At 73.9% G+C, this 17,843-nt stretch carries 20 protein-coding genes; 15 read left to right on the top strand and 5 right to left on the bottom strand.

Translation table 11 applies throughout. The features are described from left to right. Positions 1 to 279: 279 nt before the first annotated feature. The 14 genes from A6A08_RS25840 (at position 280) to A6A08_RS25780 (ending at position 12,813) form a co-directional block, all read left to right on the top strand. Positions 280 to 918, top strand: a complete 639-nt coding sequence (locus tag A6A08_RS25840) for a DeoR family transcriptional regulator (RefSeq protein WP_242422909.1) — start codon at positions 280 to 282, stop codon at positions 916 to 918. A 447-nt stretch (positions 919 to 1,365) separates the two neighbouring features. Next, positions 1,366 to 1,899, top strand: coding sequence for a hypothetical protein (locus A6A08_RS25835; protein WP_073705241.1), 534 nt, complete (start codon positions 1,366 to 1,368; stop codon positions 1,897 to 1,899). Beyond that, positions 1,893 to 2,729: a hypothetical protein gene (locus A6A08_RS25830; protein ID WP_073705240.1), complete on the top strand. Its 837-nt coding sequence runs from the start codon at positions 1,893 to 1,895 to the stop codon at positions 2,727 to 2,729. The genes A6A08_RS25835 and A6A08_RS25830 overlap by 7 nt, the downstream gene beginning before the upstream one ends. Positions 2,730 to 2,761: 32 nt before the next feature. Further along, a complete protein-coding gene (locus A6A08_RS25825) occupies positions 2,762 to 3,433 on the top strand; it encodes an SAF domain-containing protein (protein ID WP_073705239.1) in 672 nt (223 codons plus the stop codon). Next, complete coding sequence (locus tag A6A08_RS25820) at positions 3,433 to 4,203, top strand: hypothetical protein (protein WP_073705238.1); 771 nt, start codon at positions 3,433 to 3,435, stop codon at positions 4,201 to 4,203. The genes A6A08_RS25825 and A6A08_RS25820 overlap by 1 nt, the downstream gene beginning before the upstream one ends. Then, a complete protein-coding gene (locus A6A08_RS25815) occupies positions 4,200 to 5,558 on the top strand; it encodes a CpaF family protein (protein WP_073705237.1) in 1,359 nt (452 codons plus the stop codon). Before A6A08_RS25820 ends, A6A08_RS25815 begins: the two co-directional genes overlap by 4 nt. Beyond that, on the top strand, positions 5,546 to 6,436 hold the full coding sequence (locus A6A08_RS25810; RefSeq protein WP_073705236.1) for a type II secretion system F family protein: 891 nt from the start codon (positions 5,546 to 5,548) through the stop codon (positions 6,434 to 6,436). Before A6A08_RS25815 ends, A6A08_RS25810 begins: the two co-directional genes overlap by 13 nt. Then, positions 6,433 to 7,326: a type II secretion system F family protein gene (locus A6A08_RS25805; RefSeq protein ID WP_242422908.1), complete on the top strand. Its 894-nt coding sequence runs from the start codon at positions 6,433 to 6,435 to the stop codon at positions 7,324 to 7,326. The genes A6A08_RS25810 and A6A08_RS25805 overlap by 4 nt, the downstream gene beginning before the upstream one ends. A gap of 27 nt (positions 7,327 to 7,353) precedes the next feature. Beyond that, entirely contained in the window at positions 7,354 to 7,530 is a 177-nt protein-coding gene (locus A6A08_RS28400; RefSeq protein ID WP_199867045.1) for a hypothetical protein, read from the top strand. A 38-nt stretch (positions 7,531 to 7,568) separates the two neighbouring features. Then, positions 7,569 to 7,895 carry a TadE/TadG family type IV pilus assembly protein gene (locus A6A08_RS25800; protein WP_073705269.1) on the top strand — a complete coding sequence of 109 codons (327 nt, stop codon included), beginning with the start codon at positions 7,569 to 7,571 and terminating at the stop codon, positions 7,893 to 7,895. Positions 7,896 to 7,909: 14 nt separating this feature from the next. Next, positions 7,910 to 8,326: a TadE/TadG family type IV pilus assembly protein gene (locus tag A6A08_RS25795; protein ID WP_378699999.1), complete on the top strand. Its 417-nt coding sequence runs from the start codon at positions 7,910 to 7,912 to the stop codon at positions 8,324 to 8,326. Continuing rightward, positions 8,323 to 8,724: a TadE/TadG family type IV pilus assembly protein gene (locus A6A08_RS25790; protein WP_073705234.1), complete on the top strand. Its 402-nt coding sequence runs from the start codon at positions 8,323 to 8,325 to the stop codon at positions 8,722 to 8,724. The genes A6A08_RS25795 and A6A08_RS25790 overlap by 4 nt, the downstream gene beginning before the upstream one ends. 16 nt (positions 8,725 to 8,740) lie before the next feature. Further along, complete coding sequence (locus A6A08_RS25785) at positions 8,741 to 10,951, top strand: OmpA family protein (RefSeq protein ID WP_083609285.1); 2,211 nt, start codon at positions 8,741 to 8,743, stop codon at positions 10,949 to 10,951. Positions 10,952 to 11,136: 185 nt separating this feature from the next. Beyond that, on the top strand, positions 11,137 to 12,813 hold the full coding sequence (locus A6A08_RS25780) for a DEAD/DEAH box helicase (RefSeq protein WP_073705233.1): 1,677 nt from the start codon (positions 11,137 to 11,139) through the stop codon (positions 12,811 to 12,813). Positions 12,814 to 13,075: 262 nt separating this feature from the next. Here A6A08_RS25780 and A6A08_RS25775 read toward each other — a convergent pair whose 3' ends face one another. The 5 genes from A6A08_RS25775 to A6A08_RS25755 all read right to left on the bottom strand — a co-directional run bounded on the left by A6A08_RS25775 (position 13,076) and on the right by A6A08_RS25755 (position 16,536). Beyond that, complete coding sequence (locus A6A08_RS25775; protein WP_073705232.1) at positions 13,076 to 13,555, bottom strand: SRPBCC family protein; 480 nt, start codon at positions 13,553 to 13,555, stop codon at positions 13,076 to 13,078. A 2-nt stretch (positions 13,556 to 13,557) separates the two neighbouring features. Continuing rightward, on the bottom strand, positions 13,558 to 13,881 hold the full coding sequence (locus tag A6A08_RS25770) for a helix-turn-helix transcriptional regulator (protein ID WP_073705231.1): 324 nt from the start codon (positions 13,879 to 13,881) through the stop codon (positions 13,558 to 13,560). Positions 13,882 to 14,104: 223 nt separating this feature from the next. Beyond that, positions 14,105 to 14,503, bottom strand: coding sequence for a DUF2267 domain-containing protein (locus A6A08_RS25765; RefSeq protein WP_073705230.1), 399 nt, complete (start codon positions 14,501 to 14,503; stop codon positions 14,105 to 14,107). 28 nt (positions 14,504 to 14,531) lie between these two features. After that, positions 14,532 to 15,773, bottom strand: coding sequence for an MFS transporter (locus A6A08_RS25760; RefSeq protein ID WP_073705229.1), 1,242 nt, complete (start codon positions 15,771 to 15,773; stop codon positions 14,532 to 14,534). A gap of 166 nt (positions 15,774 to 15,939) precedes the next feature. Continuing rightward, on the bottom strand, positions 15,940 to 16,536 hold the full coding sequence (locus tag A6A08_RS25755; RefSeq protein ID WP_073705228.1) for a TetR/AcrR family transcriptional regulator: 597 nt from the start codon (positions 16,534 to 16,536) through the stop codon (positions 15,940 to 15,942). A 260-nt stretch (positions 16,537 to 16,796) separates the two neighbouring features. Here A6A08_RS25755 and A6A08_RS25750 point away from each other — a divergent pair, with 260 nt between their 5' ends. Continuing rightward, positions 16,797 to 17,798 (top strand): aldo/keto reductase, encoded by a 1,002-nt coding sequence (locus A6A08_RS25750; protein ID WP_073705227.1) that lies wholly within the window; start codon positions 16,797 to 16,799, stop codon positions 17,796 to 17,798. Positions 17,799 to 17,843: the final 45 nt, after the last annotated feature.

Here is a 17,843-nt window from a genome sequence, read left to right as displayed (position 1 = left end):
TCGCCCTTGTGTATTGCCTTGTGTGTCTCCTGTTTGCGGTAGGACCGCAGGGGCGCGCATCTCCTCCCCGGCGCTCCGCACAGCTTCCTTGAGGAGCTGCGGGCGGACCGTCGGCGCGCGTCCCCCGCTGTCATTTCGCAACGGTTCTCCCTTCGAGGTGGGGGCATTCGCATGCCGTTCCCCTGCAGGCGAGATGTTCTCCTCGTGAAGAAGCAGATGAACCGATCGCATCCACGTGGTGGGACGGGGCGTACAGCCCTCGCACTCGGGGACGTGGACATGGACGTACCGGAGGACCTCGTGGGCGGTCTCAGCGGTGGCGCCGCCGCCGTCAGGCGCGGAGCGGGAGTGAGCGCCGCGAAGACCCCGTCCGGACCGGGGCGGCTCTCGTCCGCCGAGGACAGGATCGCCAGGGCCGCTCTGGCGGAACTGCCGCGTGACGGGTCGATCCTGCTCGACGCCGGTCCGATGGCGGAGCGGATCGCGTGGCTGATGCCCGCCGGGTGCGGGCTGAACGTCCTGACCAACTCGATCCCCGCCGCGCTGGTGCTGGCCTCGCGCCGAGACCTCTCCGTGCACCTGCTGGGAGGGCGCGTGAGCGAGGCGGCCGGGACCACACCCTCCTTCGTGCACCTGCTGGAGCAGGTTCGTGTCGACGTGGCCTTCATGGGCGCCGACGGTGTGTCCCCGGGGCGTGGTCTGACCTGCGCGGATCCCGCTGAGGTGATGGCCAGGCGCGCCATGGTGCGCGCATCGGACCGGACCGTGCTGCTGGCCGACCACACCAGGATCGGCAACGACCGCATCTCCCGGTTCGCGCGGCTGAACGAGACGGACTGCCTCATCACCGACACCGGGACGGGATCCGACGACCTCCGGAGGCTGCGCGGACGCGGCCCGCGTGTGCTCGCGGTCTGACCCCGGCCCTGCCGGTGATGTCCGTTCATGTGTGGTTTCACGTGTGTTTGTCGGATCGCTCCGAGTGCGTGTCCCTTCTGGGTCCGATGACCGGAAAATCGACCGGATCACAGCCGAAGAGGTGGTCTGGGGGTTGTTACGACAGGCAAATCCTCTATAAGCTCACGCAAAGGCAAGTAAAAACACACCTAATGCCACATGGTTTCGGTCAGGCCGAGAGCTCCGGCCCGCGCGACTCCCGGTCGCGTCGGATCCCGGCCGACCGGAACCCGGACGGGAGAAGCGGTCTTCCGTCCGTCCGCTCACCGGTTTCCCCGCCCGGTCCCGTGACCTCCCGGGCGGGGCCGCCCCGTCCCTCTCGTCGGAAGGGAGAGGGCCCGCTCGTCCGGGCCGGCTCCGCCATGCACCGCACCGTCCCCCCTTTCCATGGCAGTGGAGAACGCACGAATGACGACAGTCGCGAGAAGAGCAGGCTCCGCCCGGCACCGGGTCGCGGCCGCGGGATGGTGCGTGGCCCTCGCCCTGTCGGCGGGCTGCGCCGCCCCCGGAGAGGGGACCTCCGAGGCGGCGGCGACGGCGCTGCCTTCGGCCCCCTCACCGAACGATGAGGAGGCCGCCGCGCTCGCCGCCTACACCGGTATGTGGGACGTGGTCGTGACCGCCTCCCACGAGGGCGGCGGGGTCCCCGCCGAGCTGGAGGACCACGCCGTGGGCGGCGCGCTCGTACTCATGAGCACCGCCCTGGAGGGCGCCCGTACGGCCGGGGCCCAGGTCACCGGTGAACCCGTCCTCGACCCCAGCGTGGCGGTCGAGGGACCCGACCTCGCGACGGTCGACGACTGCCTCGACGACTCCGGCTGGAACCTCGGCGTGGGCTCCTCCTCCGGGCGGGGCCCGCGCCTCGTCGAGGCCACACTCATTCACGACGGACTCGCCTGGCGCGTGTCCGACCTGCGGATCTGGGAGCCGGGATCATGTTGAGACCCGTACGACCCGCGGCCGCGGCCGCGGTACTGACCCTGCTGGCGGCGGGAGCGGCCACCCCGGCGCACGCCGACGACGGCTCCTTCCTCGGCCAGATCGAGTGCGGCAGCTCCGGCGGCCTCGGCTGCTCGATCCTGCTGCGCTGGTGGAAGACCCATGCGGGCCAGCAGGGCTCCGGCGGCTCGGGCGGCGGTTCCGGCGTCCCGGGCGTCCCGGCCGGTTCCGGCGACGGCGTCGACTGGTCCCAGGTGGACTGGGACGCGATCGACTGGTCCCAGGTGGACTGGGACGCCATCGACTGGGAGTCCATCGACTACGGGGGAGAGGGGGAGGCCCCCACCGACCCGGTCACCTTCATCCAGGAGGCCATGGCCGCCTTCGAGCTGCCCCCGCCCAAGATCGGGACCTCCCCGGGCAGTGACTCCCTGGTCCTGGTCAACACCCCCGTGTGGCTGTGGGTGGACTCCCAGGACTGGGACACCGCCGAGACCTCCGCCGAGGTGCAGGACTGGTCCCTCACGGTCACCGCCAACCCGACCTCCACCGTCTGGAACCTGGGCGACGGCACGCAGGTCCGCTGTGAGGGCCCCGGAACCCCCTTCGACCCGGCCGTGCACGACCCCGCCTCGGCCTCCCCCGACTGCGGGCACGTCTACACCCTGCCCTCCGACTCCCAGGAGGGCGGCGTCTACCCCGTCTCCGTCCAGGTCGGCTGGGACGTGGGCTGGGAGTTCTCCGACGGGGAGGCGGGCGCGTTCGACCCCATCACCACGACCTCGCAGGTCGAACTCCGGGTGGCCGAGTCCCACGGCCTGGTCACCGACTAGACAACCGCTGACAGCGAAAGAAGACGACAGACGTGGTGGACACGAAGACGGCACCGGCACCCGCGGCCTCCCCGCGGCAGCGGGAGACCCCGCCGGTGCGGCTCCTGGGCACCGGACCCCGCCGCTGGCGGTGGCTGGTCCTGGCTCTGGGCATGATGACCGCGGGCGGTCTGAGCGGCGTCCTGGCCCTCGAACAGATGGATGACCGGCAGGGGGTGCTCGTCGCCGACACCGACCTGCCCGCGGGCCACGTGGTGACCGCGGAGGACCTGCGGGTCGCGCGGATCGCCGTCGCCGACGGGGTCTCCTTCGTCGGCGCCGAGCACCTGGAGGAGACGGTCGGCCAGACCCTCACCGTGCCCGTCACCGAGGGCGGCGTCCTGCCCGAGGCCGCTCTGGGCACCGAGGCGGCCTTCCCCGAGCCCGACCGCGCCGTGCTCGGCGTGGCCCTGCGCCCCGGCCGCTTCCCCTCCTCCCTGGTCCCGGGCACCGCGGTCTCCGTGGTGATCCACCCCGAGGAGGGCTCCACGACCGGCGTGGAGGCCTACCGCGCCCTCGTGCGCAGCGTCCAGCCCTCCGCTGTCGACGACGGCTCGGTCGAACTCGAACTCGTCGCGGCCTCCACCGACGCCGCCGCCGTCGCCTCGGCGGCCGCCGCCGAGCGGGTCAGCGTCGTCCAGGTCAACTCCAGGGGAGGCGCGTGATGCACAGGACCGTGGCGCTCTTCTCCCTGGGCGGAGCACCCGGCGTCACCTGCGCGGCCATGGCGCTGGCCGCGGTCTGGCCCGGCGGGGCCGGGGCCGTCCTCGTGGAGGCCGACGCCTCCGGCGGCGACGTCGCCACCTGGCGGCGCCTCCAGCCCGCCCCCGGCCTGACCGGCCTGGCCGCCGCCGCCCGGCACGGTGGAGTCTCCGCCGACCTGGCCGCGCACACCCAGACCCTCCCCGGAGGGCTGGCGGTGTGCCACGCGCCCGTCACCGCCGACCGCGCCGAGGGCGCGGTGCGCCTCCTCGCCCAGAACCCCGGCGTGCTCGCCTCCGCCGAGGGGCCCGCCGTCGTCCTGGACCTGGGCCGCCTGACCCCCGGCGCGCCCGCCTCCGCGCTGGCCGCCCGGGCCGACGAGACCCTTCTGCTCGTCTCCGACTCCCTGGCCCAGCTGCGCCGCGCCAAGGAGGCCTCCGAGGCCCTGGCCCGGAGCCTGCCGCGCCTGCGCACCGTCGTCGTCGGCGGCAGCGGGAGCGTCCGCGAGATCGAGGGCGCGCTGGGCCCGGGCGTGTGGGGACGGCTCCCCGCCGACGAGCGCTCCGCGGCCTTCCTGCGCGGGGAGACCAACCCGCGCAAACCGCACCGCAGGCCGCTGATGAAGGCGGCGGTGCGTCTGGCGGGCGACCTCGCCGACGGCGCCGACCGTGCTCCCGCACCCGTTCCGGGAACCCCGGTTCCCGCGCCGGAGTCGACGGGGGTCCACGCGTGAGCAGCGGACACGACGCCGGATACGACATCACCGACGGCTACTTCCTGGACACCGACCACGCCCGCACTGTGGCGGACCGGGTCGAGCGGACCGCCACCGAGGCCGCCCGGCGGCTGAGCGAGGAGACCCGCGGAGCCCCCGAGGACACGCCCGAGGAGTACCGCGCCCGCGCCGAACGCGTCATCGCCCAGATCCTCGACGAGGACGCGGGACGCGCCCTGGCCGAGGGCAGGCAGGTGCTCGACGCCACGACGGAGGCCTCCGTCGCCGCGGGCGCCCTGGCCCGGGTGTGCGGGCTCGGCCCCCTCCAGCCCCTCCTGGACGACACCGGGATCGAGAACATCAACATCAACGGCGTGCACGTGTGGGTGCGCCGCGCCGACGGCAGCCGCGAGCGGCACGACTCGCTCTTCGAGGACCCCGAGGAGGTCGTCGCCCTGGTCCGGCGCCTGGCCTCCGAGTCCGAGACGGGGGAGCGCCGCTTCGACCCGGGCGCGCCCATCCTCGACATGCAGCTGCCCGGCGGCGAGCGCCTCAACGCGGTCATGGAGGTCTCCCGGCAGCCCTCGGTGTCCATCCGCCGCCACCGCTACAGCCGCACCACCCTCGACCAGCTCCGCGAACTGGGCACGGTCGACGACACCCTGGTCGCCCTGCTGCGCGCGGGGGTGCGCTCCCGCCGCAACATGGTCATCACCGGCGGCACCGGCGCGGGCAAGACCACCCTGCTGCGCGCCCTGGCCGCCGAGATCCCCGTCGACGAGCGCCTCGTCACCATCGAGGACGTCTTCGAACTCGGACTGGACCGAGACCGCGCGGCCCACCCCGACTGCGTCGCCCTCCAGGCCCGGCCGGCCAACGTCGAGGGCGTCGGCGAGATCACCATCGCCGACCTGGTGCGCACGGCCCTGCGCATGTCCCCCGACCGGGTCATCGTCGGCGAGACGCGCGGCCACGAGACCGTCCCGCTGCTCAACGCCATGAGCCAGGGCAACGACGGCAGTCTCACCACCCTGCACGCCGCGGACTCCGCGGGCGCCTTCACCAAGCTGGGCGCCTACGCCGCCCAGTCCGCCGAGCGCCTGCCCCTGGAGGCCACCGCATCCCTGGTGGCCGCCGCCGTGCACCTGGTCATCCACGTGTCGGCCCTGCCCACGGGCGGGCGCATGGTCACCAGCGTGCGCGAGGTGGTGGGCGCGGAGGGGCAGAGCGTGGTGTCCAACGAAATCTATCGGCGTGACCGCAACGGGTTCCTGCCCTCGGCGCCACCCAGCCCCAGCACGCTCGACGCCCTGGCCGAGGCCGGGTTCGACCCCGCGATGCTCAGCCCGGAGACGGTGGGGTGGGCACGGTGACGACTCCGGTCCTGCTTGTCGCCGCCGCCGGTGCCCTGCTCGGCGCGGGGCTGTGGTTGGCCCTGGCCTCGCTGGCCGCATCCGGCGGTTCGAGTCCGTCACGGATTCCCCGGTGGCGCGCGGTCCTGTTCGGCCGTCAGCGGCCGCTGCGGCTGGTCGCGGCGATCGTCGGCAGCCTGCTCGTCTGGTTCGTCACCGGCTGGCCGGTGGCCGGTGTGCTCGCCGCCGCGGGCTGCTGGTGGGGCCCCGCCGTGCTGGGGCCCGACCGCCGCCACCAGGAACAGGTGGACGGTGTGGAGGCCGTCGCGGCCTGGACCGAGATGCTGCGCGACCTGATGGCCGGTGCCGCCGGCCTGCACCAGGCCGTCGCCGCCACGGCGCCCATCGCACCCGAGCCCGTGCGGGACGCCGTCACCCGTCTGGCTGAACGGCTGCGCGCGGGCCGGTCCACTCAGGACGCGCTGCGCTCCTTCGCTGACGAGGTGGACAACCCCACCGCCGACCTGGTGGCCGCTGCCCTGACCACCGCGGCCACCCGGCACGCCACCGACCTGGGCGTCCTGCTGGGTACCCTCTCCGAGGCCGCACGGGAGCAGGCGGCGATGCTCGTGCGGGTGGCGGCGAGCCGCGCGCGGCTGCGCACCTCCACACGGATCATCGTCGGTACGACCCTGGGCATGGCCGCGTTCCTGATGGTGACCAACCCCGACTACATGGAACCCTTCGACAGCGTCCTCGGTCAGGTGGTGCTCGCGGGCGTCGGCGGCCTGTGGGCGGCCGCACTGGTATGGCTGTCCCGCATGTCCCGCTTGGACCTGGGGCCGCGGGTGCTCGCACCCGAGCCCTCCCCCGCTCGCACCCCGGAGGCCGCACGATGACCCCCGTCCTGGCCGCCGTCGTGGCCGGAGCCGCCGTCGGGCTGGCCCTGTGGGCGCTGCTGGCCGCGCGTTGGGCCCGACCCACGCTCGCCGAGCGCCTGGCCGCACCGCCGCCTCCCCGCACTGTCCGCGTCGCGGGTCCGGACGTCGGCGTGCTGACGCGCCTGGGAAAGATCGGCGTCCCGGTCCTGGAGGGTTTCGGTATGCCGGGGCCCCGCACCCGGCGCAACCTGCGGGTGTGCGAGCGCGAACCCGCTTCCTACCTCGCGGAGAAGTTCACCGCTCTGGTGCTGGGACTGGCCTTCCCCCCGCTGCTGGGCGGTCTGCTGTCCCTGGCCGGCGCCCTGCCCGCCGCCACCGTCGCCGGGGGCATGTGGGCGGCGTTCGCCCTGCTGGCGTGGTTCGCTCCCGACATGTCCCTGCGCGACGAGGCGGACAAGCGCCGGGAGCGCATGCGCCGCGCCCTGGCCGGTTTCGCCGACCTGGTCGTGGTGTCCCTGGCCGGGGGAGCGGGTGTCAACGGGGCCCTGTCCGATGCCGGGGCCGCGGGCAGCGGGTGGGCCATGGCCCGCATCCGGGAGGGCCTGCGCGAGGCGGCGCTGACGCGTCAGCCGCCCTGGACCGCGTTGCGCGACCTCGGCGAGCGCTACGACACACCGGAGTTCGCCGAACTCGCGGCCAGCCTCCAGCTGGCCGGGGCCGACGGCGCGCGTATCCGCAGCTCCTTGGCTGCCAAGGCCAAGACGCTGCGCAACCAGTTCCTGTCCGAGATGGACGCCGAGGCCCAGTCCGCCACCGAGCGGATGAGCCTGCCGGTGGTCCTGCTCTTCGCCGGGTTCCTGGCCCTCCTGGGCTACCCGGCGATGAGCCACATCCTGTTCAGCTCATGAGACCCCGACACATCCAGGAGACCCCCGATGCAGCGCATCACCGCCTACCTCAGCTCCCTGCTGCTCAGCCGGAGGGACGACGGCTACTCGACCGAGACGGTCATCGTGACCGCTGTGCTGATCGGTGTCGCCATCGCGGCCGCTACGGGCATCGGGACCTTCGTGAAGACGGAGGTCGGCGGTCTTTCCGCGGAGATCCCCTGAGCGTTCACCCCGCTCGGGACGATCGCGGCAGCGCCGAGCTGGCCGTGGCCGCGCCCGTGCTGCTGCTCCTGGTCCTGCTGGTCGTCCAGACCGCCCTGTGGATGCACGGTGACCACGTCGCCGCCGACATCGCGCGCAGGACCGCCGAGCAGTCGCGCACCGCGGGCGGCGCCGCGTCGGTGGCCGAGGGAGGCGGAGGCTCCTTCCTCTCCGGGCTCAGCGTGTCCGTCGACCGAGGTGCTGAGGAGGTGCGCGTGGTGGTGGACGCCGAGGTACCCAGCATCATTCCCGGCTTCAGCTGGCCGGTGGGGCACGAGATCACCGCGCCCGTGGAGCGCTTCGTCCCCGCGGAGGCCGCCCCGTGAGTCCTGCACACTCCATGGGCCCCGGGCGCGGCGACCGCGGGTCGGCCTCGGTGGAGCTGGTGCTCCTCACCCCCGCCCTCCTGGCGTTCGCGCTCCTCATGGTGCTCGCCGGGAGGGTGGTGGACGCCGGCTCCACCGCCGACCAAGTGGCGCACTCCGCCGCGCGCGCGGCCTCGCTGGAGCGCACGGCGGCCGCCGCGGAGGCGGCCGCATCGAGTACCGCGGCGAGTTCCCTGGCCGAGAACGGCCTGGCGTGCGGCGACCACACCGTCACCCTCGACCACGGCGGACTGACCCCCGGAGGGGCGGTCACCGCCGTGGTCGAGTGCCGCGTCGGACTGGACGGACTGACCGGCCTGGGCGTTCCGGGGACCTACACGGTCACCGGGGACGCGACGGTCGTCGTGGACACCTTCAGGGGGCAGCCGTGAGACGTACGGACGACAGGGGCCAGGTCTCGGCGTTCGTCGCCGTCATGGCGTCGGCCTTCCTGCTGTGCCTGGGCCTGGTCACCGACGGCGGAGGCGTGCTGCGCGCCCGCAACGAGGCCGCCGTCCTGGCCCAGGAGGCGGCCCGCGCGGGCGCCCAGCAGCTCGACTGGTCCGCCTACCGCGAGGGCACGGACGAGGTCGCCCTCGACCCCGCGGCGGCCTCCGCCGCCGCGCGGTCCTTCCTCAGCGCCGCCGGTGCCACCGGGACGGTCGCGGTCAGCGGCGACACGGTGACCGTGACCTGCTCGGTCCCCTACTCCTTCACCCTCATGCCGATGGGTTCGACCACCGTCGACGCCACGGCCACCGCACGTCCCCACACCCAGCCGATCCCCTAGCTCCTGTGAGGCGGACATGTCCCACATCCGACGGCTGAGCGCGGTCCTGCTCACCGCAGCGGTCCTGACCGGTGTTCCCTACCTGCTCCTGTGGCACCTGCCCTGGCCGGAGCTGCCGGATTCGTGGGCCCTGGCCGCCGCCCACCTGCGCGGATGGCGGCTGCCGCCGGGTGTGCCCACCGCCCTGCTCATCACCGTGCTGTGGGCGCTGTGGGGCCTGTACGCGGCCGGTCTGGCCGTGGAGGCCCTCGCCCGCCTGCGCGGTGCCCCCCGGCGGCTGCGCCCCCTGGGGCCCCTGCAGGTCGTCGCGGCGGCCGCGGTGGGCACGGTGGCACTCGCCCCTGCCTCCGCGTTCGCCGACACGGTCGTCTCCGAGGACCGGCAGGAGGAGGGCGGCACGGAGGACGACGCGGAGCCCTCCGCCTCCGAGGAGTCCCTCCCCGCGCAGCCCACCGAACGGGTGCGCACCGTCACCGGCTTCGCCGTGGGGTCGGCCGACCTCACCGAGCAGATGCGCGAGGACCTGGCGCCGGTGGCGGAGATGATCGCCTCCTACGGGGACTCCGGCACGGTCGTCCGGGTCACCGGCCACACCGACCCCAGCGGAAGCGCGTCGGCCAACATGGAGCTGTCCGAGCGCCGGGCCCAGGCGGTCGCCGACCACCTCGGCGGGTTCCTGGGCGAGGACGCACCCGAGATCACGGTGGAGGGCGCGGGGTCCGGCGAACCCCGCGACGGGGGAGCCGCGGCCCAGCGCAGGGCGGAGGTCGCCTACACCGTCGTCCCCCAGCAGCCGGCGCCCGCCCAGCCCCGGAACGCGGACGCCGACACCGGCCCCGTGGAGGCCGCTGCCGGCACCGCCGCGGACGCGGGCGGAGGAGGGGTGCTGGTCGTGGAGGTTCCCGACGGCGCGCTCACCGGCGCGATGGCCTTCGCCGGCCTGGCCGGGGGATACGTCCTGGGGCGGGGCGGCGTCCGCGTGCCCCGCGTCCGCCTGAGCCTTCCGCGTGTGCCCACGGTGCCCCGGCAGCGGCGCCTCGCCCTTCCGGCCCCGCCGCCCCGGCCCGTCCCGGGGGAGGACATCGACGAGCGGGTGACGGTGGAGCTCGACCACGTGCCCGGGCTCGGGATCACCGGCCCGGGGGCCGCCGGCGCCGCCCGGCGCCTGATCGCCAACGCGCTCGACCGCCTCGACCACGACGCCGTGCGCGTACTGCTCACCGAGGCCGACGCCGTCCGCCTGCTGGGGGAGCGGGGGCGCGACCTGCTGCGCGCGCACCCCTGCGAGCCCGTGCGGATGGTCGGCACCATGGAGGAGGCGCTCACGGTCCTCCAACGCGAACTGCACCGGGGCACCGAGGAACCGCGCCCGCCCCTGGCCCTGGTGGCCGCGCCCAGCCCCCGGCACGAGACCGCGCTCTCCGGCCTGCTGCTGCACGGGCAGCACCGCGGCATCACGGCCGTGGTCCTGGGCCGCTGGCCGCTCGGCGGCAGCTGCGTCATCGAGGAGGACGGCCTCATCACCGAGACCAGTCCTCCGCTCAACCTCGTCTTCCACCACTCCTGGCCCGGTTCCACCGCCGACCAGGTCATGAACGCGGTCCGCGCCTACCGGCACTCCTCGCCCGCGGAGGAGGAACCGGTGGAGGTCCCGGGCGGGGCGCCGCGAGCGCAGGCCGCGCCGGCGCCCGTGACCCCTGTGTCCCCCGTGGCGTCCGTATCTCCTGCGGCGTCCGCGGAACCCGCGGAACAAGCAGAGCCCCCAGAACCCGCGACGCCTTCGGAGCCCGTGGCATCCGTGCCTCCCGTGCCTCCCGTGGCGTCCGCGAAGCCCGTGGAACGGGTAAAGGCCGCGGCACCCGCGGCACCTCCGGAACCCGCCGAGGCTCCCACGCGCGCCCCGCGAAGCCGTCCCCGCACGGGGAAACCGGGCAGGGCCGCGACCGACGGACCCGCCCGCGGGCCCGCACGGCCCGACGACCTGGACACCCCCGGCACCCCCGCCGAGTCCGCCAAACCCGCCGAGTCCGGACGGCCCGCGCTCACCGGCCGGATGGAGCGTCTGGAGAGGCTGGAGGGAAGGAAACAGCAGCCCCTCCGGGAGGAGGGCGGCACCGGGCTCCCCGTCGCCACGGAGAAGGACGGGGCACAGCCCGCCCGGCCCCTGGTCCGCAAGCCCAAGAAGGCGGGCCGGGGCAGGAGCTGGAGGCCCAGGGAGGGCGGGTGAGGGGCCCGGCCCGGTCCGCGTGACCGCGGCGGCCCGGCCACCGCGGTCACGCGGCGCACGGTGCTGTTGGCGTCGGGGCCGGTAGGAGTGGGACCCTGGGTAGTCGCAGAGTGCTGACGTCCCGCAGGCGGGGCGGGGCACCAGCGTGGACCCGTGTGGAATCTTCCGGTACAAGGAGCTCGACCATGACCCCGACCCCAACCGATGACACGACGGGTTTCTCTGATCTGTCACTACGGACCGAGCTTTTGGACGCGCTCGCCGACCTGGGCTACGAGGAGCCCACGCCGATCCAGCGCGAGGCCATCCCGCCCCTGCTGGAGGGCCACGACCTGCTCGGACAGGCCGCGACGGGGACCGGCAAGACCGCCGCGTTCGCGCTTCCCATCCTCCAGCGGCTGCCCCAGGGCAACAGGGGACCGGATCCGACGGCACTGGTCCTCGCGCCGACGCGCGAGCTGGCCATCCAGGTCTCGGAGGCGATTCACCGCTACGGCCGGGTCCTGGGCGCGCGCGTCCTGCCGATCTACGGAGGGCAGCCGATCGGACGGCAGATCCGCGCCCTGGAGCGCGGCGCCGACGTCGTGGTCGCCACTCCGGGACGTGCTCTTGACCACATGAGCCGGGAGACGCTCTCCCTGCGCTCCCTGGAGATGGTCGTCCTCGACGAGGCCGACGAGATGCTCGACATGGGGTTCGCCGAGGACATCGAGGCGATCCTCCAGGAGACGCCGGAGGACCGCCAGACGGTGCTCTTCTCCGCGACCCTGCCCCAGCGCATCAACACGATCGCCCAGCGCCACCTGAGCAACCCCGTCCGGGCCCAGGTCAAGCGGGAGACGACCGCCCCGGGCGAGAGCCCGCTGGTGCGGCAGAGCGCCTACATGGTTCCGCGGGCGCACAAGCCGGCGGCGCTCGGGCGCGTACTGGACGTGGAGGCGCCCAAGGCCGCGATCGTCTTCTGCCGTACGCGTGAGGAGGTCGACGTACTCACGGAGACGATGAACGGACGGGGCTACCGGGCCGAGGCGCTGCACGGCGGCATGAGCCAGGAGCAGCGCGACCGCGTGATGGGGCGCCTGCGGAGCGGGACGGCGGAGCTGCTCATCGCGACCGACGTGGCCGCGCGCGGGCTCGACGTCGAGCAGCTCACCCACGTGGTCAACTACAACGTGCCCTCCGCGTCCGACACCTACGTGCACCGGATCGGCCGGATCGGCCGGGCCGGACGCGAGGGCGTGGCCATCACCCTGGTGGAACCGCGCGAGCACCGGATGCTCAAGACCATCGCCCGGGTGACCAAGAGCCGGATCCCGATCGAGAAGGTACCGAGCATCGCCGACATGCGGACCCGGCGCCTGGAGCTGACGCGCGCCGCGCTGCAGGAGAGCCTCATGGAGGACGGGGACTCCCTGGAGCACTTCCGCGTCGTGGTCGAGACGCTCGCCGACGAGTTCGACGTCATGGACGTGGCGCTCGCCGCGGTGAAACTGGCGCACGAGGCCTGGGGCCCCGCGGCCGAGGAGGAGGAGATCCCGGAGATCACGGTCAGGCCCGAACGGGACCAGCGCGGCCGCCGCGAGGCGCCCGGACGTTCGGGAGGGCGCGGCCGTCCGCCGTCGGGCGGGATGGCGCGCCTCTTCGTCGGCGCCGGGCGCAGCGCCAGGATCCGGCCGCAGGACCTGGTCGGCGCGATCGCCGGGGAGTCCGACCTTCGGGGACGCGACATCGGTGCGATCGAGATCGCCGACCGCTTCTCGCTGGTGGAGGTCCCCGAGTCCGCGGCCGACGACGTGATCGCCGCCCTGCGGGGCAGCACCATCAAGGGGAGGAAGGCGGTCGTCCGCCGGGACGCGCGGTGACCGCTGAGCTCGGACGGCACGGACGCCGACCGCGCGGCGCCGCGCGGCCGAGGCCCGTGGGCCCCGGAGGGCTCCCCGTGCTGGGCGGTCTCTCCTAGGGCCCGCGCTTCGCTCGGGCCCGTGTCCGGGCGCACGCAGAGTGGGAGCCTTCGGCGCCCACGGCGGGTTCACGGGGAACGGGTGAACCCGCCGCTGCCTCCGGTGGCCCCGCGGGTGCTCGGACGACCCCATGGGCGGAAGACCCGGTTCGAAGAAGCGGGCCCTAGCCGGTGCCGAGCACGGTCCGGTAGTGGGCGATGCGTTCCTCGTCCGGGCCGTCCCCGGCCAGCGGCGGCCGCCCGTCGAGGACCGCGTCGAGCACGTCCAGGCACACGTCCCACCCGGCCGCCGTGTTCGCCGTCCACGCGGGGTCGGCGACGGTGTTGGAGAGCCTGAGCACGCACCCGTCGCCGTCCTCCTCCAGGGTCCAGCGCAGGTCCTCCCCGGCCCACCGGAACGCCAGTGTGCGCGGCGGGTCGAACTCGGTGACGGGCACGGTCTCCGGCTCCTCGTCGGGGAAGGCCAGCGTGAGGGAGCCGCCCTGGCGGGCGTCGATCTCCACCTGGCAGGGGAACCACCGGCTCAGCGCCTTCCCCGTGGTCAGGGCGGCCCAGACCGCCGACCGCGGATGCGGGTAGCGGCGGGTGAAGTGCAGGACGGGCGTGCCCGGAGTGCTCGTGTCGACGCGGACCTGGGTGGCCATGGCTACGGCTCCTCGTGTGGGTGGGTGGAGTCGAGGTAGTCGCCCAGATCGTCCAGCCTGCTCGTCCAGAACGCCCGGTAGGGGCGCAGCCAGTCGTCCATGCCGCGCAGTGCCTCGGGCCGTAGCCGGTAGCGCCGTCCCTGCCTCTCGGCGGTCTCGGCGACCAGCCCGGCGGTACGCAGCACGCGCAGGTGCTTGGACACGTTCGGCTGGGTCAGTCCCAGCTCGGCGACCAGCTCCTTGACGAGCAGCCCCTCGCTCTCGCGCAGCGCGTCCAGGATGCGGCGTCTGCTGGGATCGGCGAGGACGGTGAACAGATCGGGCACACCTCTAGTATGCCTCGGTGGTTATATAACCGTCAAGGCATAACAGCGGGTCGAGGTGCGCGGGCCGCCTTCCGGCGACCGCGGCCGCCGCGTCGGGCGTCCCCGCGTGGAGCACCCGTGTGAAGGGCCCCGTGCGGAGTGTGCTCCGTGTGGAGCGCCCACGCGCCCCACCGGACACGCCCCGGTGCCGCGGGCGCTTTCCTCCGGTGGGGCGCGCGGTGGGTCAGTCGCTCAGCTCCGGCTTGCCGAACAGCACGGCGAAACCGGAGGGGAGCTGGCTCAGGATGTGGTTGAGCTGGCCCCCGGTGATCCTGTGGGCGACGGTGGTGAGCACCGCACTGGCGTCCCACTCCGCGGTCTTGGGACGGGCGCCGGTGGCCGCCGCCACCCGGGTGAGGAACTCCTCGACCCCGAAGGACTCCGCGTCGAGGAGCTCTCCCTGCCGTACCGCGTCGCTGAGCTCGTCCGGGAGCTGGGCGACCAGGTGTTCGGCCCCGTTGGCCGGAAGCCGTGGCGCCAGCACTCCGAGTACCGCACGGCTCACCTGGTCGGCTTCCTCGCGGTCGGCGTACTCACCCAGCTCGCGGACCTCGTTCAGGAACTCGTCGTAGCTCGTGCTCATGTCGACCTCCTCACCGCGTGTCGGCTGGTCACTGTCCAGGTCCCCTGCCCGCTCCCCGGGAAAGCGAACCTCCGGGTACCGGCCGGGGTTCGGACCGGTCCGGGACGCGGGCGTCGGCGGCCTCGTGCCCCACCCTGCGCGCGGACAGGGCGGCGGGCACCATCGCCAGCAGGGCGATCAGGGCCAGGGCCGCGCCGACCCACAGCGGCGCGCGCAGGCCGAAGGCGTCGATGCCCATACCTCCGGCCCAGGACCCGACCACCACGCCCAGGGTGATGAACGAGGAGTGCGCGGTGTTGACCAGGGCACGGGCGTTCCCGGCGCGCTGGACACGGGTGACCATCGCCGGGTTCAGGGTGATGCCGACCAGGCCGACACCCGCCATCGCCAGCAGCGCGGGGACCGGCAGGTCGGCGAACAGGGCGAAGACGACCAGGAAGACCGTGTTGAGCGCGAGCCCGGCGACGATGACGGTGACGGTGTGGGACATCGCCAGGCGGCCGACCACGGTGTTGCCGACCACCGTGGCGGCGCCGTAGCCCAGGAGCAGCAGCGGCACGACGTCCCGGGAGAAGCCGGTGACCTCGGTGAGGATCGGCGTGAAGTAGGAGAAGGCCGCGAAGGTGGCGCCGATGATGAGGGTGGAGGTCGCCATGACGGCCCACAGGTGCGACGTGCGGAACACGGTGAGTTCGCCGCGCAGGTCACCGGCCTTCCCGGCCCTTTCCAGCCGGGGCAGGGCCAGCGCGGTGGCCACCATCACGACCACGGTCAGCACGCCGACGGCGACGAAGGCGGCCCGCCACCCGAGCCGGCCCCCGATGAGAGTGGACAGGGGCAGGCCGAGCAGGGTGCCCACCATCAGGCCCTGGAGCGCGGCACCGGTGGCGCGTCCGCGCAGGTGCGGCGCGGTGACCTGGGCGACGGCGGACAGGGCGACACCGAAGAACGCGCCGGAGGCGGCTCCGGTGACGACCCGGGCGACGAGCATGAGCCAGTAGGAGTGGGAGACGGCCGCCAGGGCGTTGCCGACGAGGAAGACGAGGAACAGCACCAGTAGTGCGCGGTCGGTACGCAGCCGCAGTACCGCGAGGGTCGCCGGCGGACCGCCGAGCGCCATGGCCAGCGCGAACGCGGTGATCAGGTAGCCGATCTGCGGGATGGTGACCCCCAGGTCCTCGGACATCTGCGGCATGAGCCCGCCGACGAGGAGTTCACTGGTGACCATGGCGAAGATGCCGAGCGCCAGGAGGTGGACGGATCTGGGCATGATTCTCTCTCTTGTTTTGGATCGATCAGAACAAAACTGGAGCGCACGAGGAACCACGGCGGGAACAGGGCCGGTCGCGCCGGCACCGGTCGCCGACACGGGTCAGGGCGTCAGCGTGTGCGTGTCGGCGGGGGTGGGAGTGGGGAGAGAGGGCGGTGGGGCGGGGTCAGGGCCTGAGCGCCGCGATCCCGGTCGAGGCGATGCCCTCCAGTGCCCGGCGCCCGGCGCCCGACTGGGCCGCGACCCTCATGCCGGAGACGAGCGAGGTCACGTACCAGGCCAGGTCCGCGGGGTCGCGGTCGGCTGCGATGGAGCCGTCGAGCTGGCCGTCCATGACGGTCAGGCGCAGGGAGGACAGGCGCTTGTCCAGGTCGGCCTCCACCACCCGGGCGATGTCGGGATTGCGGGAGGCGATCGTGGTGATGGTGTTGACGGTGAAGCACCCCGCGCTGCGACCGCTCTCTTGGTTGGCCGCCTCGTCCTCCACGATCACGGTGAGCAGCGACCGGATCCGGTCCAACCCGCTGCCCTCGGAGGAGTCGAGAACGGCCCCCTGGCGTGCGGTCATGGAGTTGACGTAGTACGAGAGCGCCCGGCGGAACAGGTGCTCCTTGGAGTGGAAGGTGTTGTAGAGGCTGCTGCGGGGCAGTCCGGTCGCCTGGCACAGGTCGGCGGTGGAGGTCCCGTCGAAGCCCTTGGCCCAGAATTCGTGGCAGGCCGCGCGGACCACGCTTTCCTCGTCGAACTGTCGGGGTCTTCCCATGGGGCAGACGCTACCACTTTATGGACTGATCGTCACAGAAATGGCGCGTGCCGGGGATCCGGGCTCCACGGAGGAGCCGCGCCCCTCGCGGGACCGCCTCCGGCGCCCCGGCCGCCGCCCGCCCGGTGCGACGCGCGGCCTGCGACGGGGGCTCCGGGCCTTCCCGCCGGGGGCGCGCGGTGGTAGGGAGGGGACGCGACGGATCCGCCGGTCCGGTGACGGCCGCAAGGCCGGGGGACCTCGACGGCAGGGGAGACGGGATGGCGTTCGACGCCGGTACGCGGACCAGGCTGGGACGCTCGGAGGTGTTCCTCGGCCCGCTCGGGCTCGGCACCGCCCCGATCGGCAACGGTACGGACCGGGAGGTGGACGAGGAGACCGCGCTCGGCGCCGTGCTCACCGCATGGGACGCGGGCGTGCGCTACTTCGACACCGCGCCCCACTACGGGCTGGGCCTGGCCGAGCGCCGCCTGGGCCGGGCCCTGGCCGGCCTGCCCCGCGACCGGTACGTGGTCTCGACCAAGGTCGGCCGCCTGCTGGAGCCCGCTCCGCACGGTGCCGGACGCCTTGACGACCAGGGCTTCGCCGTCCCAGCCTCCCACACCCGCCGGTGGGACTTCAGCGCCGACGGGGTGCGGCGCTCCCTGGAGGAGAGCCTGGAGCGGCTGGGCCTGGACCGGGTGGACGTGGTCCTGCTGCACGACCCCGACCACCACTGGGAGCAGGCGGTGGGAGAGGCCTATCCGGCCCTGCACGAACTACGGGACCAGGGCGTGGTCGGCGCGATCGGCGCGGGCATGAACCAGGCACGGATGCTGGAGCGCTTCGCCGTGGAGACCGACATGGACGTCGTCCTGCTCGCGGGTCGGTACACGCTGCTCGACCAGCGGGCCGCGGCCACGATGCTCCCCGCCTGCCGGCGCGAGGGGGTGTCCGTGATCGCTGCGGGGGTGTTCAACAGCGGGATCCTCGCCGTGGACGAGCCGCCCGGCGACGCCACGTACGACTACGGGGCGGCCCCCGACCGGCTGCGTGCCCGGGCCCTGCGGATCGCTCGGGTCTGCCGTCGCCACGGCGTGACCCTGCCCCGGGCGGCGATGGCCTTCTCCGCGCGGCATCCGGCGGTGGCCGGGGTGCTGGTGGGGGCGAGGTCGGCCGAGGAGGTCGCGCGCAACGCCGGGCTCCTCGCCGACCCCGTGCCCGAGATCCTGTGGGCCGACCTGGAGGCCGAGGGGCTCGTCGTCCCCGGCACGGCGGGCTGAGGAGGGCCCCGCGCCCTTCCGTAGGATGGGGCCCACGGCCGCGGG

Source organism: Nocardiopsis sp. TSRI0078, assembly GCF_001905145.1.
GTDB lineage: Bacteria > Actinomycetota > Actinomycetes > Streptosporangiales > Streptosporangiaceae > Nocardiopsis.
The sequence above is the reverse complement of the archived record's forward strand: the minus strand, read 5'-3'. Positions and strand labels throughout refer to the sequence as shown.